Here is a 22,153-nt window from a genome sequence, read left to right on the forward strand (position 1 = left end):
AACGCTCACCCCATTGTCCCGCACCGGCAGACACGCCCTGAGCCCGGGGGTAGCAGCCCCTCTTAAGGGGCGCGGGGAACGGCGCAATCTGTTGCCTTTAAGGGGCGCGGGGAACTGCGCGACCAGCCCCCACTGAGCCGCACCCACAATCCGCGGCCAAGTGGAACGCTCACGCGCTGGTGGGATCCTCGCCCCGGTCCAGCGCCTTCCAGATCTCCTCCGGCCGCTCCGGATCGGCCGCAGCCCGGGGGGCCCGCCGAGGCCGGACCGACCCGTCCCGCTCGTACCGCCCCGACATGGCCGGCCACGACCGCCCGTACCGCAGCGCGAGCAGCCCCGCCAGAAGCAGCAGCAGACCCCCCGCCGCGGCCACGTACGGCCAGCCGGTGTGCGTCATCGTGTCCACGGTCGCCGCCGTGTCGCCGGTCGCCGCCGCGGCCTGCTCGTCGAGCGCGGAGCTGTCGGAGAGGCCGAGGAGCGCCGACGCGACCGTGCCCGCGCCGGAGAGCGCGAGGAGTGCGGCGACGAGGAGGCGCCCGGCCCGTTTGACGGCGAAGACGGCGACGAGCGAGGCGAGCCCCACTATGGCCAGCGCGGCGGGGACGCCCGTGACGTCACTGCCCGCCGCGCTCAGCGGGAACTCGCCGCCGGCCACCGTCGCGGTGCCGTCCGACCAGCCGCGCCGGGTGGCGAGCAGCACGACGGCCGCGCCCAGCGCACCGAAGAGCAGGGCGAGGGCGAGGCTCCGGCGGCCGGACCGGGCGGGTCCGGGGGTATCGGATCGGGGGTGCGGTACAGCAGTCACGTACTCCACTATCGCCTGAACCCGGGGTGAACCGTCACCCGGGGAGACGTGAGCCACGTCGCACCGGGTGCGTATGTCCGGGTCTCGCCCCCTAATTCGCGTACCCCCGCGGGAGGTCCGTCCCTACCGGGAGAGCCGGTTGGCCGAGTGGACCGCCCGGAGCACCGCGGCCGCCTTGTTGCGGCACTCGGTGTCCTCGGCGACGGGGTCCGAGTCGGCGACGACCCCGGCGCCCGCCTGGACGTAGGCCGTGCCGTCGCGCAGCAGGGCCGTGCGGATGGCGATGGCGGTGTCGGAGTCGCCCGCGAAGTCGAGGTAGCCGACGCAGCCGCCGTACAGGCCGCGCCGCGAGGGTTCCAGTTCGTCGATGATCTGCATCGCGCGGGGCTTGGGGGCGCCGGAGAGGGTGCCCGCGGGGAAGCAGGCGGTGAGCACGTCGAAGGCCGTGCGCCCGGCCGCGACCCGGCCGGTGACCGTGGAGACGATGTGCATCACGTGCGAGTAGCGCTCGATGGACATGAAGTCGACGACCTCCACGGAGCCGGGCTCGCAGACCCGTCCCAGGTCGTTGCGTCCCAGGTCGACGAGCATCAGGTGCTCGGCGCGCTCCTTGGGGTCGCCGATCAGCTCGTCGGCGAGCGCCTGGTCCTCCTGGACGGTGGCGCCGCGCGGCCGGGTGCCCGCGATGGGGTGGACCATCGCCTGTCCGTCCTCGACCTTGACCAGGGCCTCCGGGGAGGAGCCCACGACGTCGAAGCCGTCGAAGCGGAAGAGGTACATGTACGGGGACGGGTTGGTGGCCCGCAGGACCCGGTACACGTCCAGCGCGCTCGCCGTGCACGGTGTCTCGAAGCGCTGGGAGGGGACGACCTGGAAGGCCTCGCCGGCCCGGATGCGTTCCTTGACGTCCTCGACGGCGGCCTGGTAGTCGGGGCCGCCCCACAGCGCGGTGTACTCGGGCAGCTCGGACGGCGGGAGGGTGGCCGGGGGCTGCGGGACGGGGCGCGAGAGGTCGGCCTCCATCGCGTCGAGGCGGGCCACGGCATCGTGGTAGGCCTCGTCGACGCCCGTGTCGAGGTCGTTGTGGTTGATCGCGTTGGCGATCAGCAGGACCGAGCCGTCCCAGTGGTCCAGGACGGCGAGGTCGCTGGTGAGCAGCATGGTGAGCTCGGGCAGCTTCAGGTCGTCGCGCTCGCCGGGGCCGATCTTCTCCAGGCGGCGCACGATGTCGTAGCCGAGGTAGCCGACCATGCCGCCGGTGAACGGGGGCAGCGCCTGGTCCTCGGCCAGGTCGCGCGGCGTGTGCAGGGTCTCGATGGTGGCGCGCAGGGCGGCGAGGGGGTCGCCGTCGGTGGGGACCCCGACGGGCGGGGTGCCCTGCCAGTGCGCCCGGCCGTCGCGCTCGGTGAGGGTGGCGGCGGAGCGGACGCCCACGAAGGAGTAGCGGGACCAGGTGCGCCCGTTCTCCGCCGACTCCAGGAGGAAGGTGCCGGGGCGTTCGGCGGCGAGCTTGCGGTAGAGCGCGACGGGCGTGTCGCCGTCCACGAGGAGCTTGCGGCCGACGGGGATGACGCGCCGGTCGGTGGCCAGCTTGCGGAAGGTGTCGAGGTCCATGGCCGCTGACCTTACTGATCCACGGCCGGTACGCCGGAACCGGCGCCCCCGGCGTCTCCGGTGTCCCCGGCGTCCTTGAGGAGCACGTCGGCGTCGAAGCAGGTGCGGTCGCCGGTGTGGCAGGCGGCGCCGACCTGGTCGACCTGGACGAGCACGGTGTCGGCGTCGCAGTCGAGCGCGACCGACTTGACCCACTGGAAGTGCCCGGAGGTGTCGCCCTTGACCCAGTACTCCTGACGGCTGCGCGACCAGTAGGTGCACCGGCCGGTCGTCAGGGTGCGGTGCAGCGCCTCGTCGTCCATCCAGCCGAGCATCAGCACCTCACCGGTGTCGTACTGCTGGGCGATGGCGGGGACGAGGCCGTCGGCGCTGCGCCGCAGGCGTGCCGCGATCTCGGGGTCCAGGCCGCTGGGCCTGCCGGGTGTGGGCGTGCTGGTCATGCCGCCCATTGTGCCGCGCCGGACGGCCCCGCCCGGACGGCGTCCACCGGCTGAGAGGGCGCGGCGGGCATCGGCCGGGGAACGGGAGAACGGTGGCCGGGAGAAGTGGGCGGACCGCGGGGACGGTCGTAGGCTGGCAGGCATGTCGACCCATGCCAAGCGTGAACGACTTCTCCTCGCCGATCTGTTGGAGGCTGAGGGACCGGACGCCCCCACCCTGTGCGAGGGCTGGAACACCCGTGACCTCGCCGCCCACGTCGTGGTCCGCGAGCGCCGCCCGGACGCGGCGGGCGGGCTCCTCGTCAAGCAGCTCGCGTCGCGCCTGGACCGGGTGACGGCGGAGTTCGCGTCGAAACCGTACGAGGAGCTGATCCAGCTCATCCGTACCGGGCCGCCGCGCTACTCGCCGTTCTCGCTCAAGCAGGTGGCCGAGGCGTCGAACACGATCGAGTTCTACGTCCACACGGAGGACGTGCGCCGCGCCCGGCCGGACTGGGTGCCCCGGGTGCTCGACCCGGTGTTCCAGGACGCCCTGTGGTCCCGGCTGGAACGGCTGGCCCGGCTGATGGGCCGCGGCGCGCCGACCGGCCTGGTCCTGCGCCGCCCGGACGGCCAGACGGCCGTCGCCCACCGGGGCACCCCCGTGGTGACGGTGACGGGCGAGCCCTCCGAACTGGTCCTCTTCGCCCACGGCCGGCAGAACGTGGCGGACGTGGAGCTGGAGGGCGACAAGGACGCGATCGCCAGGATCCAGGAAACGAAGCAGCTGGGCCTGTAGACCCGGCCCGGGGCCGCCCGCCCCCGGAGGGGCACGGGCGGCCGGTACGGCGTCAGCCGGAAGGGCAGGTCACCGTACGGGGTGGCCCGCCCTGCGCAGTTCCTGTTTCACCTGGCCGATGCGCAGGTCGCCGAAGTGGAAGACCGAGGCGGCCAGGACCGCGTCCGCGCCCGCGGTGACCGCCGGCGGGAAGTCGGCGAGGCTGCCCGCACCGCCGGAGGCGATGACCGGCACCGTGACGTGCTTGCGCACGGCCCGGATCATCTCCAGGTCGTAGCCGTCCTTGGTGCCGTCGGCGTCCATCGAGTTGAGCAGGATCTCGCCCGCGCCCAGCTCGGCGGCCCGGTGCGCCCACTCGACGGCGTCGATGCCGGTGCCCTTGCGGCCGCCGTGGGTGGTGACCTCGAAGGTCCCGGCGTCCGTGCGGCGGGCGTCCACCGACAGGACCAGCACCTGGCGCCCGAAGCGCTCCGCGATCTCGCGGATCAGGTCGGGGCGCGCGATGGCGGCGGTGTTCACGCCGACCTTGTCGGCGCCGGCCCGCAGCAGCTTGTCGACGTCCTCGCCGGTGCGCACGCCGCCGCCCACGGTGAGCGGGATGAACACCTGCTCGGCGGTGCGGCGCACCACGTCGTAGGTGGTCTCCCGGTTCCCGGAGGAGGCGGTGATGTCCAGGAACGTCAGCTCGTCGGCGCCCTCGGCGTCGTACACCTTGGCCATCTCGACGGGGTCGCCCGCGTCGCGCAGGTTCTGGAAGTTGACGCCCTTGACGACCCGGCCGTTGTCGACGTCCAGGCAGGGGATGACGCGTACGGCGAGGGTCATGACGCGGGTGCCTCAGGCTGCGGCTCCCGGTACGCCTCGACCTCGACCTCGACGACCAGGCCGGGGTCCACGAAGCCGGAGACGATGACCAGGGACGAGGCGGGCCGGACCGCGTCGAAGAACTCCTTGTGGGCGCGGCCGACGTCCTCCACGTCCCGGGCGTGCGTGAGGTACATCCGGGTGCGCACGACGTGCTCGCGGCCCAGGCCCAGCTGCTCCAGGGCCGACAGGGCCACGCCGAAGGAGTTGACGGCCTGCTCGTACGGGTCGCCCTGGGCGATCTCGCCGTCCACCACGGAGGTGCAGCCGGAGACCAGCACCAGGCCGTTGGGCAGCTCCACCGCGCGGGAGTAGCCGAAGGCGTCCTCCCAGGGGGCGCCGGTCGTGACGCGTCGCACGGCGCTCATGCGGACACCGCCGCGAGCGCCTCTTCCAGCGTGAACGCCTCGGCGTACAGCGCCTTGCCGACGATCGAGCCCTCGACGCCGAGGGGGACGAGCTCGGCGATGGCGCGCAGGTCGTCCAGCGAGGACACCCCGCCGGAGGCCACCACGGGCCGGTCGGTCGCCGCGCAGACGTTCCTCAGGAGCTCCAGGTTGGGGCCCTGGAGGGTGCCGTCCTTGGCGATGTCGGTGACGACGTAGCGCGCGCAGCCCTCCTTGTTCAGGCGCTCCAGCGTCTCGTAGAGGTCGCCGCCGTCGCGGGTCCAGCCGCGGCCGCGCAGGGTGGTGCCGCGGACGTCGAGGCCGACCGCGATCTTGTCGCCGTGCTCGGCGATGACCTCGGCGACCCACTCGGGGGTCTCCAGGGCCGCGGTGCCGAGGTTGACGCGGGTGCAGCCGGTGGCGAGGGCCGCGGCGAGCGTGTCGTCGTCGCGGATGCCGCCGGACAGCTCCACCTTGATGTCCATGGCGCCGGCCACCTCGGCGATCAGCGCGCGGTTGTCGCCCGTGCCGAACGCGGCGTCCAGGTCCACCAGGTGCAGCCACTCGGCGCCCGACCGCTGCCAGGCGAGGGCCGCCTCCAGCGGGGAACCGTAGGACGTCTCCGTGCCGGACTCGCCGTGCACGAGCCGGACGGCCTGGCCGTCGCGGACGTCGACGGCGGGGAGGAGTTCGAGCTTGGCCATGGTCTACAGGGTTCCGATCCAGTTGGTGAGCAGCTGGGCTCCGGCGTCGCCGGACTTCTCGGGGTGGAACTGGGTGGCCCACAGGGCGCCGTTCTCGACGGCCGCCACGAAGGGCTTGCCGTGCGTGGACCAGGTGACGAGCGGTGCGCGCAGCGCCGGGTTCGCGGTCTCCAGGGACCAGTCGTGGACGGCGTAGGAGTGCACGAAGTAGAAGCGCGCGTCGTCGTCGAGGCCGGCGAAGAGCTCCGAGCCGGCCGGGGCCTCGACGGTGTTCCAGCCCATGTGGGGCACGACGTCGGCCTGCAGCGGCTCGACCGAGCCGGGCCACTCGTCGAGGCCCTCGGTCTCGACGCCGTGCTCGATGCCGCGCTCGAAGAGGATCTGCATGCCGACGCAGATGCCCATGACCGGGCGGCCGCCGGCGAGGCGGCGGCCGACGATCCAGTCGCCGCGCGCGTCGCGCAGGCCCTTCATGCAGGCGGCGAAGGCACCGACGCCCGGCACCAGCAGTCCGTCGGCGTTCATGGCCTTGTCGAAGTCACGGGTGATCTCGACGTCGGCGCCGGTGCGCGCCAGGGCGCGCTCGGCGGACCGGACGTTGCCGAAGCCGTAGTCGAAGACCACGACGCGCTTCGAAGCAGCGGAAGAAGTACTCAATTCCACACCTCCAGCCTCAGGACACCCGCCACGAGGCACATCGCCGCGCCGATCGACAGCAGGACGATCAGGCTCTTGGGCATCTGTTGCTTGACGAAGGAGTAGACCCCGCCGAGCAGGAAGAGCCCGACGACGATCAGTACGGTGGACAGGCCGCTCATGGGGTTACAGCGCGCCCTTCGTGGAGGGGAGGATGCCCGCCGCGCGCGGGTCACGCTCGGAGGCGTACCGCAGGGCCCGCGCGAGCGCCTTGAACTGGCACTCCACGATGTGGTGGGCGTTGCGCCCGTACGGCACGTGCACGTGCAGGGCGATCTGCGCCTGGGCGACGAAGGACTCCAGGATGTGCCGGGTCATCGTCGTGTCGTACTCGCCGATCATCGGCGCCATCTTCTCGGGCTCGTTGTGCACGAGGTAGGGGCGCCCGGAGAGGTCGACGGTCACCTGGGCGAGCGACTCGTCCAGCGGGACGGTGCAGTTGCCGAAGCGGTAGATACCGACCTTGTCGCCGAGCGCCTGCTTGAAGGCGGCGCCGAGCGCGAGGGCGGTGTCCTCGATGGTGTGGTGCGAGTCGATGTGCAGGTCGCCCTCGGTCTTCACGGTCAGGTCGAACAGACCGTGCCGGCCGAGCTGGTCGAGCATGTGGTCGTAGAAGCCGACGCCTGTCGACACATCGACCTTTCCGCTGCCGTCGAGGTCTATCTCGACGACGACGGAGGTCTCCTTGGTGTTCCGTTCGACACGGCCTACGCGGCTCATGTGTTCTGCTCCTTCGGGGGTGCGGGGGTGGCCCCCACGGTTGTCGGCGATTCTCGCGGCACGTCGCGCGGCAGCTCACGGACCGCGTCGAGGAAGGCGTCGTTCTCGGCGGGGGTGCCGGCGGTGACCCGCAGCCAGCCGGGGACGCCGTTGTCCCGGACGAGGACGCCCCGGTCGAGGATGCGCCGCCAGGCCTCGTGCGAGCCCTGCGCGCCGTCGAACCGGCCGAACTGGACGAAGTTGGCGTCGGACTCGGTCACCTCGAAGCCCAGGGCGCGCAGCTCGCCGACCAGGCGGTCACGCTCGGTCTTCAGCTGTTCGACGTAACCGAGCAGCGTGTCGGTGTGTTCCAGGGCGGCCAGCGCGGTCGCCTGGGTGACGGCCGACAGGTGGTACGGCAGGCGTACGAGCTGGACGGCGTCCACGACCGCGGGGTGCGCGGCGAGGTAGCCCAGGCGCAGCCCGGCGGCGCCGAACGCCTTCGACATGGTGCGCGAGACGACGAGATTCGGCCGACCTTCGAGCAGCGGCAGCAGTGACTGTCCGTGACTGAACTCGACGTAGGCCTCGTCGACGACGACCATCGCGCCGCCCGTCGCGGCCCTGGCGGCCTGCGCCGCCTCGTACAGGGCGAGGACGGTCCCGGCGGGGACGGCGTTGCCCGTGGGGTTGTTGGGGGTGGTGACGAACACGACGTGGGGGGCGTGCTCGGTGACCGCCGCGACGGCGGCGGCGCGGTCGATCGTGAAGTCCGCCTCGCGCGGCCCGGAGATCCAGCCCGTGCCGGTGCCGCGCGCGATCAGCGCGTGCATCGAGTACGAGGGCTCGAAGCCGATGGCGGTGCGGCCGGGTCCGGCGAAGGTCTGCAGCAGCTGCTGGATGACCTCGTTGGAGCCGTTGGCGGCCCAGACGTTCTCGACGCCGACCACGTGCCCGCCGGTCTTCGTCAGGTAGGCGGCCAGCTCGGAGCGCAGCTCCACCGCGTCCCGGTCGGGGTAGCGGTTGAGGCGGCGGGCCGCCTCGCGCACCCGCTCCGCGATGCGCTCGACGAGCGGCTCGGGCAGCGGGTACGGGTTCTCGTTGGTGTTGAGCCGTACGGGGACGTCGAGCTGCGGCGCGCCGTACGGGGACTTCCCGCGCAGCTCGTCGCGCACGGGGAGGTCGTCGATCCCGAAGGAGGCGCCGGAGGGGGTGCCCGGGGGCATGCCGGAGGAGCTCACTGGCCGGGCACCTTCCAGCCGAAGCGGGCCTTGACCGCGGCCCCGTGCGCGGGCAGGTCCTCCGCCTCGGCGAGGGTCACCACGTGGTGGGCGACGTCGGCGAGGGCGTCGCGGGTGTAGTCGACGAGGTGGATGCCGCGCAGGAAGGACTGGACCGACAGGCCCGAGGAGTGGCAGGCGCAGCCGCCGGTCGGCAGCACGTGGTTGGAGCCGGCCGCGTAGTCGCCCAGCGACACGGGCGCCCAGGGGCCGACGAAGACCGCGCCGGCGTTCCTGACCCGGTCGGCCACCGCGCGCGCGTCGGCCGTCTGGATCTCCAGGTGCTCGGCGCCGTACGCGTCGACGACCCGCAGGCCCTCCTCCACGCCGTCGACCAGCACGATCGCGGACTGCCTGCCGTTCAGCGCGGGGACGATCCGGTCCTCGACGTGCTTGGTGGCGGCGACCTGCGGCTCCAGCTCCTTGGCGACCGCGTCGGCCAGCGCGACCGAGTCGGTGACCAGGACGGCCGCCGCGAGCGGGTCGTGCTCGGCCTGGCTGATCAGGTCGGAGGCGACGTGCACCGGGTCGGCGGTGTCGTCGGCGAGGATCGCGATCTCGGTCGGGCCGGCCTCGGCGTCGATGCCGATCCGGCCGGCGAAGTAGCGCTTGGCGGCGGCGACCCAGATGTTGCCGGGGCCGGTGACCATGGTGGCGGGCGGGCAGGACTCGGTGCCGTACGCGAACATCGCCACGGCGGTCGCGCCGCCGGCCGCGTACACCTCGTCGACGCCGAGCAGCGCGCAGGCGGCGAGGATCGTCGGGTGCGGCAGGCCGCCGAAGTCGGCCTGGGCGGGCGAGGCGAGCGCGATCGACTCGACACCGGCCTCCTGGGCCGGGACCACGTTCATGATCACGGACGAGGGGTAGACCGACCGGCCGCCGGGCGCGTACAGGCCCACGCGGTCCACGGGCACCCACTTCTCGGTGACCGTGCCGCCGGGGACCACCTGGGTGGTGTGCGGGGTGCGGCGCTGCTCGCGGTGGACGGTGCGGGCCCGGCGGATCGACTCCTCCAGGGCCGCGCGGACGGCTCCGTCCAGCTGGTCGAGCGCGTCCGTGAGGGCCTGGGCCGGAACCCGTACGGACTCCAGGCGCACGCCGTCGAAGCGCTCCGCGTAGTCGATCAGCGCCGCGTCGCCCCGATGGTGCACGGCCTCGCAGATCGGCCGCACCTTCTCCAGGGCGGCCGAGACGTCGAAGTCGGCTCGGGGCAGCAGGTCGCGCAGGGCGGGGCCCTCGGGGAGGGCGTCGCCGCGCAGATCGATTCGGGAGATCACACGACCAATTCTCTCAGACGGCCGCCGGGCGCCGGACGGCCGTATCAATCGTTGATACGCACCGTGCCGACCGGTCGGGCCATGGCTCGATTTCACCCTTGACGGTCACGCAGAGCAACCTTCGTCACTCTGAGTTTTCAGCCGGTCGCGCAGCGGGCATCACCTGAACGGCTGCATCCGACCCACGAGTAGCAGAGGAGGGGGAGGAAGCCGTGACCGATGGGACCGGCCTCCGCGCCGGTGAACTGCCCGACGAGCTGAGCGCCGCCGAGGCCGGCATGTGGCAGGCGTTCCGCAACGGCAGCGTGTACGACCTGCGGTCCGGGGACGCCGCCGTCGACGATCCGCACGGCGACCGGCCGTGGGGCCCGGAGCGCACGGTGCGGGCCCGGATCGTGTGCTGGCTGCTGCTGGACGGGCCGCCTGCGCTGGACGGCCGCGTGGCCTCCCTGAAGCTGACCGGGGTGCAGATCGCCGACGTGCTCGACCTGGCGGGCGGCGCCGTAGAGCCGTACCTGGAGATGAAGGGCTGCCGCTTCGAGAAGGAGATCCTGCTGCCGGAGGCCCGGTGCGCGACGGTCCGCCTGGTGGACTGCGCGATACCCCGGCTGGAGGCGGCCCGGCTGCACACGGAGGGCGACCTGCACCTGCCGCGCTGCCGCTTCCACGGCGGCGTCCGCCTCACCGACGCGCACATCGGCACCGACCTGCTGCTCAACCAGTCGGTCCTCTACCGGGACCGGCGCGGCAACTCCCTCTCCGGCGACGGGCTGACCGTGGGGCAGGACCTGCAGGCCGAACTGCTGGAGTCGTACGGCGAGCTGAGCCTGCGCGGCGCGAAGGTGGGCGTCTCGCTCAGCCTGCGCGGCAGCCGGCTGAGCAACCCCTACGGGCGCGCGCTGAACGCGCCGCAGATGACCGTCGAGCGCACCCTGTACCTGACGCCGGCGGCCCTCAGCAATCCCGTGCTGACCAGCGGCCGCACCCCGGCGCACGGCACCCGTGTGCAGCGGTTCGAGTGCGAGGGCTCGATCCGGCTGGACGACGGCCGGTTCGGGGACGCGCTCGACCTCGAACAGGCCGGCTTCGTCCTGCGCGACGACCAGGAGGTCTCGCTGCGCCGCGTCCAGGTGTCCGAGCTGCGGTTCCTCGGCCGCCGTCCGCAGCGCGGGCGGATCGTGCTGAACGGCGCGCGGGTGGTCACCCTGATCGACCGGGCGGCCAGTTGGCCGGGCGCGGGCCAGCTGCAGATGGCCGGCTTCCAGTACGAGTACCTGGTGCCGCGCGGCCCGTTCCCCCCGGCCGCCCGCCTGGAGTGGGTGGCCGCGGCCACCCCCGAGTACAGCCCCGAGCCGTACGAGCGGCTGGCCGCGGTGCTGCGCAACAGCGGCGAGGACGAGGAGGCGCGCGCGGTGCTGCTCGCCAAACACCGCCACAGACGGGAGAACCAGCCGCTCGCGGCCAAGCTCTGGGGACACGTGCAGGACTGGACGGTCGGCTACGGGTACCGGCCGGGCCGGGCCGCCGTGTGGATGGCCCTGCTGTGGGCGGCGGCCTCGGTCGCCTTCGCGCACGCCGACCATCCGCCGCTCAAGACGGGCGAGCACCCGCCGTGGAACCCCTCGCTGTTCGCCCTGGACCTGCTGCTGCCGGTCATCGACCTCGGGCAGGCCGGCTTCTGGCAGCTGCGGGGCGGCTGGCAGTGGCTGTCCACGGTGGTGATCATGCTGGGCTGGATCCTCGTGACGGCCGTGACGGCGGGCGCGACCCGGCTGCTGCGCCGGGGCTGAACCGCCCGCCGCCTGCCGTCCGCCGTCTGAGAGGCGGTCACCTTTTACCCTTCCTTGACCGGTCCCGAAGCAACCGGAACACGGTTACGAAAGCGTCATCGCGCAGCCTCTGGCACCCGTCCCACCTGCGGATTTCAATGGACGACACCATGGCACTGCTGCGAGCGCTCCTCCGTACGGTCCGGATGGCGAGGAACACCGCGAGCCTCGCCGCCGGCCTGCCCGACGACGACCATGTCCTCCTCGACGCCCCCGACGAACGGCTCGGCCCGGCCCTCGTCGCGGCGGGCCGCGGCGAGTACGGCGCCGTCGCCACCCTGCTCGCCGCCACCCGCGAAGCCGCCGAGTGGGAGAACCGGGACCGGTACACGACCCGGCTCGCCGCCTTCGCCCTCTCCCGCGCCGGGTGGTTCGACGCGTGGCGCTCCGACGACCCGCAGGACCCGGACGCGGCCGTGGTCAGGGCCGAACTGGCGGTGTGCCGCGCCTGGCGCTCCCCCGCCCGCGCCGAACTGCTGGGGCAGGTCGCGCCGTTGATCTCCGCCGCCGCCGAGGGCGCCCCCCCGCGACCCGGTGCCCTGGCGGATCGCGCTGGACCACGCCCGGGGCACGAACGCGCCGCACGCCGAGTTCGAGCAGCTGTGGGCGCAGGCCGTCCGGCGCTCCCCGCACCACTACGGCTGCCACGTGGCCGCCCTGCAGTACCTCTCCGCGGCGTGGTACGGCTCGCACGGCGAGTGCTTCGACTTCGCCGAGCGGGCCGCGCAGGACGCCCTGCCCGACTCCCTGGTCCAGGCGCTGCCCGTGCGGGCGGCCTTCGCCTTCCTCACCGGGGGCGGCGGGAGCGCCGTGCACCGCCGCCGCCTCGACGCGGCGGCCGACCTGGCCGTCGCCCTCTCCGCCCGGTACGCGGACGCCGACCCGTGGCCCGCGGAGGTCCGCAACCTGCTCACCTACGTGCTGGTGCGGCTCGGCCGGTGGGAGGACGCGCTGGAACAGCTGCGCCGCATCGGCCCGTACGCCACCTCCTTCCCCTGGGACCACGTCTCCGACGATCCGCTGGGCCAGTTCCTCGAACTGCGCGACGGGATCAGGCTCCAGGTGGCCTCGGACCGGCCCCTGAGAACCCGTACGGCACCACGCAACGGCGACGTCCCGTATCCACGGAGTGAGCACGACGGCCGTCCCGGCCCGGACGACCATTAGAATTCCGCGTCGTGACCACCGTCCGGCTCCCCCTCTTCCCGCTGAACTCGGTGCTGTTCCCCGGGCTCGTGCTGCCCCTGAACATCTTCGAGGAGCGCTACCGCGCGATGATGCGCGATCTGCTGAAGACCCCCGAGGACGAACCGCGCCGGTTCGCCGTCGTCGCCATCCGCGACGGCCACGAGGTCGCCGCCACCTCGCCCGGCATGCCGGACCAGACGGCCGTGCCGCAGCGCGGGCCCGCGGCGGGCTTCGGCGACGACCCACTGAAGGCCTTCCACGCGGTGGGGTGCATCGCCGACGCCGCGACCGTGCGGGAGCGTGCCGACGGCAGCTTCGAGGCGCTGGCCACCGGGACGATCCGGGTGCGGCTGGTCTCCGTGGACGCCTCCGGGCCCTATCTGACGGCCGAGCTCGAAGAGCTGCCCGAGGACCCCGGCGAGGAGGCCGGGGCGCTGGCCGAAGGGGTGCTGCGGGCCTTCCGCCAGTACCAGAAGCGGCTGGCGGGGGCGCGGGAGCGGTCCCTGTCGACCGGGGCCGACCTCCCGGACGAGCCGGCCGTCGTCTCGTACCTGGTCGCGGCCGCCGCGATGCTCGACGTCCCGGCGAAGCAGCGGCTGCTGCAGGCACCGGACACGGCGTCCAGGCTGCGCGAGGAGCTGACGCTGCTGCGGGCGGAGACGGCGATCATCCGCAACCTGCCGTCCCTGCCCGCGTCGGAACTGACCCGCGGACCGACGAGCCTCAACTGAGACGAGCCCCTGACACAGGCCTCCCCCTCCCCCCGGTGCGGAGGGGCCTCCTGGCGGAGAAGGACCCTTGGCGAAGAAGTCGAAGAAGCAGCAGCCGGGCGGGACACCGGCCACCGTGGCGCTCACCGCCGCGGGCGTCGCGTTCACGGTGCACGCCTACGAGCACGATCCGGCGCACCCCTCGTACGGCGAGGAGGCGGCCGAGGCGATGGGGGTGTCCCCGGACCGGGTCTTCAAGACCCTGGTCGCGGACGTCGACGGGGACCTGACGGTCGCCGTCGTCCCCGTGGCGGGCTCCCTCGACCTGAAGGCGCTGGCGACGGCCGTGGGCGGCAAGCGGGCCGCGATGGCCGACCCGGCCGCCGCGGAGCGCACCACCGGGTACGTCCGCGGGGGCATCTCGCCGCTCGGGCAGCGCAAGCGGCTGCGTACGGTGCTGGACGCGTCCGCGGACGGGCACGCGACCATCTGCGTCTCCGCCGGGCGGCGGGGTCTTGAGGTCGAGCTGGCCCCGGGCGACCTGGCGCGCCTCACGGATGCGGTGGTGGCGCCGGTCGGGCGTGCGTGACCTCTCGACGGGGGCGGGGTTCTCGGTTAAGTACCGAGGACATGTCGAAGAAGACGCGCAAACGGAAGTGGCGGGTGCGTAAGGGGCGGGCCAATCATGGGCGGCGGCCCGCGTAGGGCTCCGCCCGGTCTGTGGGGCCCTTGGGGCAGTCAGTCGTCCGCGGGTGTGTTGTGGCTGGCCGCGCAGTTCCCCGCGCCCCTTTGGGGCGGCCGCCCCTTCAGGGCTGGTAGGGAGACTGGTACGGGTCCGGGTCCCTCGGGGCGAAGAGGGCCGTCAGGCCCAGGTGGACCAGGAGGGCCGCGATCGACCAGGCGAGCATCGCGCCCTTGGCACCGAGCTCCAGCGGGGCGTCGAACGTGACGCCCTTGCCGACCTCCTTGGCGTGCCCGACCACGTCCTGGGTGGGGCCGAGCCAGATGCCGAGCCGCCAGGCGACCAGGGAGCCGAGGATGCCGCCGACGGTGAGCGCGACGATCAGCGCGATACCGCCCCGGCGCCGCAGGAGGAACACGACCACCGCGCTGACCAGGCCGAAGGCGAGCGCCAGCAGGGTGAACGTGCCGTCCACACCGATGGCCTGCTCCCCCTCGGTGTCCTTGAGGTAGACCGCCGAACTGTCCGACACCAGCGGCACGTGCGGCGCCAGCCACCACCACAGGACACCCAGCAGCAGCCCGGCGACCGTCAGGGCGACCGTGACGACCGCCGCCTCGCGCAGCTCCGTCCTCGTCCCGGGACCGTCCTTCTCGTGAACGACCCCGTACCCGGCGGGCGGCGCCTGCCAGGCGTCGTGCGGCGGCTGGTGGTTCGGCTGCGGAGGCGGATTCAGCGGTGCGGTCACACCGCCATCGTGCCAGGCCCGTGCGCCGGGCGCGTCACCGGACGGCCGCCCGGCGGTAGGCCCAGGTCGCGACGGCCAGCGAGGCGACGCCGACGCCCGCGCACACGGCGAGGTCGAGCAGGACGACCCCCCAGTCCGGGTCCGGGCCGAAGGTCAGCCCGAGGGCCTCGACCCCGTACGTGGAGGGCAGCAGGTCGCGGGCCCACTGGACGACCGTGGGCAGCCGGTCCGGCGGCAGCACGCCGAGCAGCAGCGCGGCCGACATGCCCAACTGGCCGAGCAGCGTCGCCAGTTCCGGGCGGGGGGCGAGCAGTCCGAGGGCCGCCCCGAGGCCGGCGAGCGCGGCGCCCGCGAGCGGGATGACGGCGACGAGGATCCACAGGTGCGTCAGCGGCAGCTGGAAGAGCACGCTGCCCACGACGGCGGTCACCAGCGTGCCGGGCACGGTGAAGGAGGCGTACGCGGCGGCCGCGCCCAGCACCACCGCGGCGGGCGGCACGGGCAGCGTCGCGTAGTGGTCGAGGCCGCCGCTGGCGCGCAGCTGGCCGAAGTACTGGGCGAGCAGGTTGAGCGCGACGAACGCCACCACGAGGACCGAGGAGCCGGCCACCACGGCCCGCGCCTCACCGCCGCCGTCGACGACCCCGCGCATCAGGACCATGATCCCGACGGACTGGAAGGTCGCCACGAACAACAGGGGGATGCGCGCCACCCTGGCGCGGGAGAGCTGCGCCCGGTAGACGGCGCCCAGCGCGGGCCACAGCCGGGCGCGCGGCCCGAGGTCGGCCACGGCACGGGCACCGGCCTCGGTCTGCACGCTCCGGCTCCCGTCCGCGCGGGCTGCGCCGGGCACGACCTCGGCGGGTACGACACTCACGTCGAGCGGCTCCTGTTCGCTTCGGCTGTCGTCCTTGTACCTGTTCCGTACGGCTGCGGAGGCCCGCATGCTCATGCCTTGACCAGCCCCCGTACGCTTCCGGCGCTGCCGCCCAGTGCCAGATACACGTCCTCCAGGCTCGGCGTGGCGAGCGTGAAGTCGTCCAGGGCCGCGAAGGCGGCGCCGCCGGTGACCGCCGCGACGGCCGCGCGGGCCTCCTCCGGGGAGAGCCGCAGCGACCAGCGACGGCCCGACTCTACGGCGCGGTCGCGCAGGGCCGCGACCTCGGGCACGTCGAGCGGGGCGCGCTCGCGCCAGACCAGTTCGAGGCGCACCTCGCCGGCGACCTGCTCCTTCAGCCCGGCGGGGGTGTCGCAGGCGATGACCCGGCCCCGGTCGAGGACGGCGACCCGGTCGAGCACGGTCTCGGCCTCGATGACGTTGTGGGTGACCAGCAGGACCGTGGTGGCGTGCTCGGCGCGGCGCCGGTCGACGGCGCCCCAGACGGCCCGGCGGGCGACGGGGTCCATACCGGTGGTCGGCTCGTCGAGGACGAGGAAGGGCCGCTCGCCGACGAGGGCGGTGGCGAAGCAGGCGAGCCGGCGCTGGCCGCCGGAGAGTTTCTTCAGGGGCCGCGCGGCGAGGGCGGTGAGTCCCAGCTCCTCCAGGACCGCGTCCCGCTCGGCGCGGGCGGTGCGCGCGTCGAGGCCGCGCAGCCGTCCGGTGGTCTCCGCGGCGAGCGACACGGTCAGCTCGTCGAGCGCGGTGGACTCCTGCCCGAGGTACGCGAGGATGCGCGCCGCGCGCTCGGGGTGGCGCACGATGTCGTGCCCGAGGATCTCGACGCTGCCGCGGTCGGGGCGCATCAGTCCGGTCAGCTGGCGTACGAGGGTGGTCTTGCCGGCGCCGTTCGGTCCGAGCAGCCCGAAGATCTCACCGCGCCGGATGTCGATCCGGACCCCGTCGGTGGCCCGCACCTCGGGCGTACCGGGTGCGTTGCGCCGTCCGCGCACCGCCGGGTAGGTCTTCGTGAGATCCCGCACGGCGCACACGACATCCCCGCCCTGCCCGTCCCGGCCCACCTGTGCGCGCGTACTCGCCAACCCCGCTCCACCCACCCGCTCACTCGCCGGCAGGCACCCGCTCCGTCGCATTCCGCGCATCGATCTCCCGCCAGAACCCCGCCCGGATCGCATACCGGTCGTGCTCGTCGATCTGATCGTCCTTGTGCGCGAGCAGCCCGAACCGCGCCGCGTACCGCAACAGCTCCCCGTCGATCCGGTGCGGCACCCGCGGATACATCGTGGACAGCTTCGGCAGCTGCGTCCGGTCGGACAGCCGCTCCATCCACCGCCGCGCGAACACCTGCCCGACCTCGAACGGGTCACCGCCCACCGTGGTGATGTCCTCCTCCCGGTCGGCCCACCGCTGCTCCGCCGAGGTGAGCTGCGCGAGCGTCGGCAGCATCGCCTCCTCCGGGGTCTCGGCGGCGCTCCCGGGCCGGTCCCGGTCGATCCACCCCTTGTCGGACGACCAGCGCAGCGTCGCGTTCGCGGGCTGCTGGACCGCCTGCCCGCCGGACGCCCCGGGCGCCCCGGCCGCACCGGGCGCCCGCAGCGCGGCCAGGTCCTTCGGCGTCGGAACGCCCCGGCCGGCGGCCGCCGCCCGCKCCGGCGTGCCGTTCCCGCCGGTCTCCGCCTGCGCGTGCTGGTCCTCCTCCGCCACGGCCTGCTCGCCGTCCGGGCCCAGCGGGGAGCCCAGCGCGGCGCCGAGCGCGGACTCGGGCAGCGGCGCGGAGAGGATCGCGGCGATCTCGGGCCGCGGCACCGGCGGCGGCGCGCAGACCCCGCCCAGCTCCTTGGCCCGGACGGCCCGGGTGATCCAGATCCGGTCGAGCACCCGCCGCTCGTCGGCCTCGGCGACCAGGTCCTCGGACTGGTTGTAGTCCCCGTCCGCGGCCTGCACGGCCCACAGGTGCACGGCGACCCCGTGCTCCTTGGCCGCCATCATGCCGGGCAGCAGGTCCCCGTCCCCGGTGACGAGCACGACGTCGGAGCAGGCGCGGTTGCGGGCCAGCTCCGTGAGCTCGGCGTGCATCGCGGCGTCCACGCCCTTCTGCGCCCACCGCCCGTCGCTGCGGGTCAGCGCGCCGAGGCGGACCGTGACCCTGGGCATCACCCGCAGTCTGCGGTGCTCCGGCTGCGGTACGCGGTCGGGGGCCCCGTCGAACCAGTAGATGCGCAGCAGGGGCCGTTCCGTCTCGGACTCGGCGCGTTCGCGCAGCCCCTGGATCAGGGCGGCGTGGTCGACGGTGATCCGGGATCGCGAGGGTTCCCCGGCGAGGAGACTGGCAGCGGCCCCGAGCAGGTAACCGGCGTCCACCAGGACGATGCAGCGGTCCACGCGATCCACCCTCTTTCCGGGAGGTTTGCTTCGGGCTTGCTTCGAGTCTGCCCGACCGCGCGGAGGTTAACGGCCGGAACTCGATCTTCGGCGTGGCGGATCGGACGGCCGGCTCGCCCACACTCCTTATTACGCACGGTAATTCTCCGAAATGCGCCGAACCTCAGCCTATGTGAGTCTGGTCCCGTCTTCGGCCCCCGAATCTCCCTCAGGAGGCAGCACCATGGCCAAGAACAGGAACCGCAAGCAGGGCGACGAACAGGACCGCTCGGCGCAGTCCGAGCGCGCGCAGGAGCAGTCCTCCGCGCCGGCGCAGCAGTCGCCGGTGTCGCAGATCCAGGGCAGCCCGGCCGATGTGGCCCGTAAGCACCAGAAGCGTTTCGGCCACAACTGAGCCGGGCGCGCGGGCCCTTCCGGCCCGGACACACGCCGAGGGGCGCGCCCGTGCACGGGTGCGCCCCTCGCGCCGTCGCGGGGAACGGCCGGCCGGCCGTCGGAACGGTCAGCCGGGCAGCGCCAGGCAGGCCGGGCCCAGCAGGACCTTCAGGTCGCCGAAGAGGGCGGGGTCGGGCTTGACCCGGTGCCGGTCGAGCCGCAGGACCGTGGTCTTGCTCGGACCCTGGAGCCTGATGCGCACCTCGCTCTCGCCCCGGTGGTGACTGAGGATCTCACCGAGCCTGCTGACCATGGGCGGAGTGATCTTCAGGGCCGGGATGGTGAGGATCACGGGCGCGTTGGTGCCCGCGTTCGACAGGTCGGGGACCTGCAGCTCCATCGCGACCAGGCGGGGGACGTCCTCGCGCTTGTCCAGGCGGCCCTTGACGAACACCACCGCGTCCTCGACGAGTTGCGTGGACACCAGCTGGTAGGTCGCCGGGAAGAACATGCACTCGATGGAGCCGGCCAGGTCCTCGACGGTGGCGATCGCCCAGGCGTTGCCCTGCTTGGTCATCTTGCGCTGGAGGCCCGAGATGATGCCGCCGATGGTGACGACCGCGCCGTCCCCGTGCTCGCCGCCGGTGAGCTGGGCGATGCCCGCGTCGGCCTTGTCGGACAGCACGTGCTCCAGACCGAAGAGCGGGTGGTCGGACACGTACAGGCCGAGCATCTCCCGCTCCTGGGCGAGCAGGTAGGCCTTGTCCCACTCGTCGGTGGTGAACTCCACGTCGAGGCCGAAGCCGGGCTCGCTGCTGTCCTCCTCGCCCATGCCGCCGAAGAGGTCGAACTGGCCCTCGGCCTCCTTGCGCTTGACCTGCACCACGTTGTCGATCATCGGCTCGAAGTGCGCGGTGAGGCCCTTGCGGGTGTGCCCCATCGTGTCGAAGGCGCCGGCCTTGATCAGGGACTCCGTGGTGCGCTTGTTGCAGGCGACCGCCTCGACCTTGTCGAGGTAGTCGGGGAAGGAGGCATACTTCCCCTTGGCCTTGCGGCTGCGGATGATCGACTCGACGACGTTCGTGCCGACGTTGCGCACGGCGGAGAGCCCGAAGAGGATCACGTCGTCGCCCTGGGCGGCGAAGTTCTGCTCCGACTCGTTGACGTTCGGCGGCAGCACCTTGATGCGCATGCGCCGGCACTCGTTGAGGTAGATCGCCGACTTGTCCTTGTCGTCCTTGACCGAGGTGAGCAGCGCGGCCATGTACTCGGCCGGGTAGTTCGCCTTGAGGTAGGCGGTCCAGTAGGAGACCAGTCCGTACGCGGCGGAGTGCGCCTTGTTGAACGCGTAGCCGGCGAACGGGACCAGGACGTCCCACAGCGCCTTGATCGCCTCGTCGCTGTAGCCGTTCTTCTGGGCGCCGGCCTGGAAGATGGTGAAGTTCTTCGCCAGCTCGTCGGGCTTCTTCTTGCCCATCACGCGGCGCAGGATGTCGGCCTCGCCGAGCGAGTAGCCGGCGATGATCTGGGCGGCCTTCTGCACCTGCTCCTGGTACACGATCAGGCCGTAGGTGACCGCCAGCACCTCTTCGAGCGGCTCCGCCAGCTCCGGGTGGATCGGGGTGATCTCCTGGCGGCCGTTCTTGCGCTCCGCGTAGTTGATGTGCGAGTTCATGCCCATCGGGCCCGGCCGGTAGAGGGCCGAGACGGCGGAGATGTCCTCGAAGTTGTCGGGCTGCATCTGGCGCAGCAGGGAGCGCATCGGGCCGCCGTCGAACTGGAAGACGCCGAGGGTGTCGCCGCGGCAGAGCAGTTCGAAGGTCTTGGGGTCGTCCAGCGGCAGGGCGAGCATCTCCAGGTCGATGCCCTTGTTGGCCTTCACCATCTTGATGGCGTCGTCCATGATCGTGAGGTTGCGCAGCCCCAGGAAGTCCATCTTCAGCAGGCCGAGCGACTCGCACTGCGGGTAGTCCCACTGGGTGATGGTCACGCCGTCGGTGTGCCGCACCCAGACCGGGGCGTGGTCGACGATGGGCTCGCTGGACATGATCACGCCGGCCGCGTGCACGCCCATCTGGCGGACCAGGCCCTCGACGCCCTTGGCGGTGTCGATGACCTTCTTGACGTCCGGCTCGTTCTCGTACATCCCGCGGATCTCGCCAGCCTCGCCGTAGCGCGGGTGCTTGGGGTCGGTGATGCCGTTCAGGTCGATGCCCTTGCCCAGGACGTCGGCGGGCATCGCCTTGGTGAGCCGGTCGCCCATCGCGTACGGGTAGCCCAGCACGCGCGCGGAGTCCTTGATGGCGTTCTTCGCCTTGATCTTGCCGTACGTGCCGATCATGGCGACCTTGTCGGCGCCGTACTTCTCGGTCACGTACCGGATCACCTCGACGCGCCTGCGCTCGTCGAAGTCGATGTCGACGTCGGGCATGGAGACGCGCTCGGGGTTGAGGAACCGCTCGAAGATCAGGCCGTGCGGGATGGGGTCGAGGTCGGTGATGCCCATGGCGTACGCGACGATCGAGCCGGCCGCGGAGCCACGGCCGGGGCCGACCGCGATGCCCTGCTTCTTGGCCCACATGATGAAGTCGGCGACGACGAGGAAGTACCCCGGGAACCCCATCTGGATGATGACGTCCATCTCGTACTCGGCCTGCTTCTGGCGGTCCTCGGGGACGCCGCCGGGGAAGCGGCGCTCCATGCCGCGGCGCACCTCCTCCTGGAACCAGGTGACCTCGGTGAAGCCCTCGGGGATGTCGAACCGCGGCATGAGGTTCTTCGCCTCGAACATGCCGGTGGTGTCGATCTGCTCGGCCACCAGCAGGGTGTTGGCGCACCCTTCCTGCCAGGCGTCCGAGGAGTCGACGGCGTACATCTCGTCCGTCGACTTCAGGTAGTAACCGGTCCCGTCGAAGCGGAAGCGGTCCGGGTCGGAGAGGTTCTTGCCGGTCTGGATGCACAGCAGCGCGTCGTGCGCGGTCGCCTCGTGCGCGTACGTGTAGTGCGAGTCGTTGGTCACCAGCGGCGGGATGCCCAGCTTCTTGCCGATCCGCAGCAGGTCCTCGCGGACCCTGCTCTCGATCTCGATGCCGTGGTCCATCAGCTCCAGGAAGTACCGGTCCTTGCCGAAGATGTCCTGGTACTCGGCGGCCGACTTCAGCGCCTCGTCGAACTGGCCCAGGCGCAGCCGGGTCTGCAGCTCGCCGGAGGGGCAGCCCGTGGAGGCGATCAGGCCCTCGGACCACTGGGAGATGGTCTCCTTGTCCATGCGGGGCCACTTCTGCAGCCAGCCCTCGGCGTACGCGTCCGAGGAGAGCTTGAAGAGGTTGTGCAGCCCCGTCTTGTTCGCCGCCCAGATCGTCTTGTGGGTGTAACCGCCGGAGCCGGAGACGTCGTCGCGCTTCTGGTGCGGCTGCCCCCACTTGATCTTGCGCTTGTTGCGCCGCGACTCGGGGGCGACGTACGCCTCGATGCCGATGATCGGCGTGACGCCCGCCTTCTTGGCCGAGTGGAAGAAGTCGTACGCCCCGTGGAGGTTGCCGTGGTCGGACATCGCGATGTGCGTCATGCCCATCTCGTTGCACGCGTCGAACATGTCCTTGAGCCGCGCGGCACCGTCCAGCAGCGAGTACTGGGTGTGGACGTGCAGGTGCGTGAACGGCGGCTTCGACACGGTTTCGGCCTCCAAGAAGAACTGGCGTCGACGGGCTCCCGACGGATGTCCGAAGGGCTGCGGACGGTCCGGGGGACAGCGACGAAGTCTATGCCCGAGGACTGACACCTGGGTCAAGCACT

Annotated in this window: 21 protein-coding genes and 1 pseudogene; 6 read left to right on the plus strand and 16 right to left on the minus strand. The window is 72.4% G+C overall.

Annotation, left to right across the window (positions count from 1 at the left end):
- Positions 1-169: 169 nt before the first annotated feature.
- From FGF04_RS22805 to hisI, 3 genes are all read right to left on the minus strand, one after another.
- Positions 170-814: a TIGR02234 family membrane protein gene (locus tag FGF04_RS22805; RefSeq protein WP_149513148.1), complete on the minus strand. Its 645-nt coding sequence runs from the start codon at positions 812-814 to the stop codon at positions 170-172.
- 114 nt (positions 815-928) lie between these two features.
- Positions 929-2,419: an anthranilate synthase component I gene (locus FGF04_RS22810; protein ID WP_149513149.1), complete on the minus strand. Its 1,491-nt coding sequence runs from the start codon at positions 2,417-2,419 to the stop codon at positions 929-931.
- Between the two features lie 11 nt (positions 2,420-2,430).
- Complete coding sequence (gene hisI / locus FGF04_RS22815) at positions 2,431-2,859, minus strand: phosphoribosyl-AMP cyclohydrolase (protein ID WP_149513150.1); 429 nt, start codon at positions 2,857-2,859, stop codon at positions 2,431-2,433.
- Between the two features lie 142 nt (positions 2,860-3,001).
- Here hisI and FGF04_RS22820 point away from each other — a divergent pair, with 142 nt between their 5' ends.
- Positions 3,002-3,637 carry a TIGR03085 family metal-binding protein gene (locus FGF04_RS22820; RefSeq protein WP_149513151.1) on the plus strand — a complete coding sequence of 212 codons (636 nt, stop codon included), beginning with the start codon at positions 3,002-3,004 and terminating at the stop codon, positions 3,635-3,637.
- Between the two features lie 69 nt (positions 3,638-3,706).
- Here FGF04_RS22820 and hisF read toward each other — a convergent pair whose 3' ends face one another.
- Genes hisF through hisD form a run of 8 tightly spaced genes read right to left on the minus strand, consistent with a single transcriptional unit; the run spans position 3,707 to position 9,546 of the window.
- Positions 3,707-4,462 carry an imidazole glycerol phosphate synthase subunit HisF gene (hisF, locus tag FGF04_RS22825; RefSeq protein ID WP_149513152.1) on the minus strand — a complete coding sequence of 252 codons (756 nt, stop codon included), beginning with the start codon at positions 4,460-4,462 and terminating at the stop codon, positions 3,707-3,709.
- Positions 4,459-4,869, minus strand: coding sequence for a RidA family protein (locus tag FGF04_RS22830; RefSeq protein ID WP_149513153.1), 411 nt, complete (start codon positions 4,867-4,869; stop codon positions 4,459-4,461). The genes hisF and FGF04_RS22830 overlap by 4 nt, the downstream gene beginning before the upstream one ends.
- Positions 4,866-5,591 carry a bifunctional 1-(5-phosphoribosyl)-5-((5-phosphoribosylamino)methylideneamino)imidazole-4-carboxamide isomerase/phosphoribosylanthranilate isomerase PriA gene (gene priA, locus FGF04_RS22835; RefSeq protein ID WP_149513154.1) on the minus strand — a complete coding sequence of 242 codons (726 nt, stop codon included), beginning with the start codon at positions 5,589-5,591 and terminating at the stop codon, positions 4,866-4,868. Before priA ends, FGF04_RS22830 begins: the two co-directional genes overlap by 4 nt.
- A gap of 3 nt (positions 5,592-5,594) precedes the next feature.
- Positions 5,595-6,254 carry an imidazole glycerol phosphate synthase subunit HisH gene (gene hisH / locus FGF04_RS22840; protein WP_149513155.1) on the minus strand — a complete coding sequence of 220 codons (660 nt, stop codon included), beginning with the start codon at positions 6,252-6,254 and terminating at the stop codon, positions 5,595-5,597.
- A complete protein-coding gene (locus tag FGF04_RS40165) occupies positions 6,245-6,409 on the minus strand; it encodes a hypothetical protein (RefSeq protein WP_055612126.1) in 165 nt (54 codons plus the stop codon). The genes hisH and FGF04_RS40165 overlap by 10 nt, the downstream gene beginning before the upstream one ends.
- Before the next feature lie 4 nt (positions 6,410-6,413).
- A complete protein-coding gene (hisB, locus tag FGF04_RS22845; protein ID WP_149513156.1) occupies positions 6,414-7,007 on the minus strand; it encodes an imidazoleglycerol-phosphate dehydratase HisB in 594 nt (197 codons plus the stop codon).
- Positions 7,004-8,212: a histidinol-phosphate transaminase gene (locus FGF04_RS22850; protein ID WP_149513784.1), complete on the minus strand. Its 1,209-nt coding sequence runs from the start codon at positions 8,210-8,212 to the stop codon at positions 7,004-7,006. Before FGF04_RS22850 ends, hisB begins: the two co-directional genes overlap by 4 nt.
- 11 nt (positions 8,213-8,223) lie before the next feature.
- Positions 8,224-9,546, minus strand: coding sequence for a histidinol dehydrogenase (hisD, locus tag FGF04_RS22855; protein ID WP_149513157.1), 1,323 nt, complete (start codon positions 9,544-9,546; stop codon positions 8,224-8,226).
- Positions 9,547-9,758: 212 nt separating this feature from the next.
- Here hisD and FGF04_RS22860 point away from each other — a divergent pair, with 212 nt between their 5' ends.
- The 4 genes and pseudogenes from FGF04_RS22860 (at position 9,759) to ybaK (ending at position 13,862) form a co-directional block, all read left to right on the plus strand.
- Positions 9,759-11,336: an oxidoreductase gene (locus tag FGF04_RS22860; protein WP_149513158.1), complete on the plus strand. Its 1,578-nt coding sequence runs from the start codon at positions 9,759-9,761 to the stop codon at positions 11,334-11,336.
- Between the two features lie 137 nt (positions 11,337-11,473).
- Positions 11,474-12,542, plus strand: a pseudogene (locus FGF04_RS22865) (hypothetical protein).
- Positions 12,543-12,553: 11 nt separating this feature from the next.
- Complete coding sequence (locus FGF04_RS22870; protein WP_149513159.1) at positions 12,554-13,294, plus strand: LON peptidase substrate-binding domain-containing protein; 741 nt, start codon at positions 12,554-12,556, stop codon at positions 13,292-13,294.
- A gap of 67 nt (positions 13,295-13,361) precedes the next feature.
- A complete protein-coding gene (ybaK, locus tag FGF04_RS22875) occupies positions 13,362-13,862 on the plus strand; it encodes a Cys-tRNA(Pro) deacylase (RefSeq protein ID WP_149513160.1) in 501 nt (166 codons plus the stop codon).
- 217 nt (positions 13,863-14,079) lie between these two features.
- Here ybaK and FGF04_RS22880 read toward each other — a convergent pair whose 3' ends face one another.
- From FGF04_RS22880 to FGF04_RS22895, 4 genes are all read right to left on the minus strand, one after another.
- On the minus strand, positions 14,080-14,703 hold the full coding sequence (locus FGF04_RS22880; protein WP_149513161.1) for a DUF2567 domain-containing protein: 624 nt from the start codon (positions 14,701-14,703) through the stop codon (positions 14,080-14,082).
- A 34-nt stretch (positions 14,704-14,737) separates the two neighbouring features.
- A complete protein-coding gene (locus FGF04_RS22885) occupies positions 14,738-15,580 on the minus strand; it encodes an ABC transporter permease (protein ID WP_235882442.1) in 843 nt (280 codons plus the stop codon).
- Between the two features lie 71 nt (positions 15,581-15,651).
- The gene (locus tag FGF04_RS22890) at positions 15,652-16,632 is read right to left on the minus strand and encodes an ABC transporter ATP-binding protein (protein ID WP_149513785.1); all 981 of its coding nucleotides are present in this window, start codon (positions 16,630-16,632) and stop codon (positions 15,652-15,654) included.
- A 70-nt stretch (positions 16,633-16,702) separates the two neighbouring features.
- Positions 16,703-17,983: an NYN domain-containing protein gene (locus FGF04_RS22895; RefSeq protein WP_149513163.1), complete on the minus strand. Its 1,281-nt coding sequence runs from the start codon at positions 17,981-17,983 to the stop codon at positions 16,703-16,705.
- A gap of 223 nt (positions 17,984-18,206) precedes the next feature.
- Here FGF04_RS22895 and FGF04_RS40170 point away from each other — a divergent pair, with 223 nt between their 5' ends.
- Positions 18,207-18,377 carry a hypothetical protein gene (locus FGF04_RS40170; RefSeq protein WP_188114183.1) on the plus strand — a complete coding sequence of 57 codons (171 nt, stop codon included), beginning with the start codon at positions 18,207-18,209 and terminating at the stop codon, positions 18,375-18,377.
- A 108-nt stretch (positions 18,378-18,485) separates the two neighbouring features.
- On the opposite strand, the gene dnaE is transcribed toward FGF04_RS40170, so the two are convergent.
- On the minus strand, positions 18,486-22,031 hold the full coding sequence (gene dnaE / locus FGF04_RS22900; protein ID WP_149513164.1) for a DNA polymerase III subunit alpha: 3,546 nt from the start codon (positions 22,029-22,031) through the stop codon (positions 18,486-18,488).
- Positions 22,032-22,153 lie beyond the last annotated feature (122 nt).

This window comes from Streptomyces apricus (assembly GCF_008369065.1).
GTDB lineage: Bacteria > Actinomycetota > Actinomycetes > Streptomycetales > Streptomycetaceae > Streptomyces > Streptomyces apricus.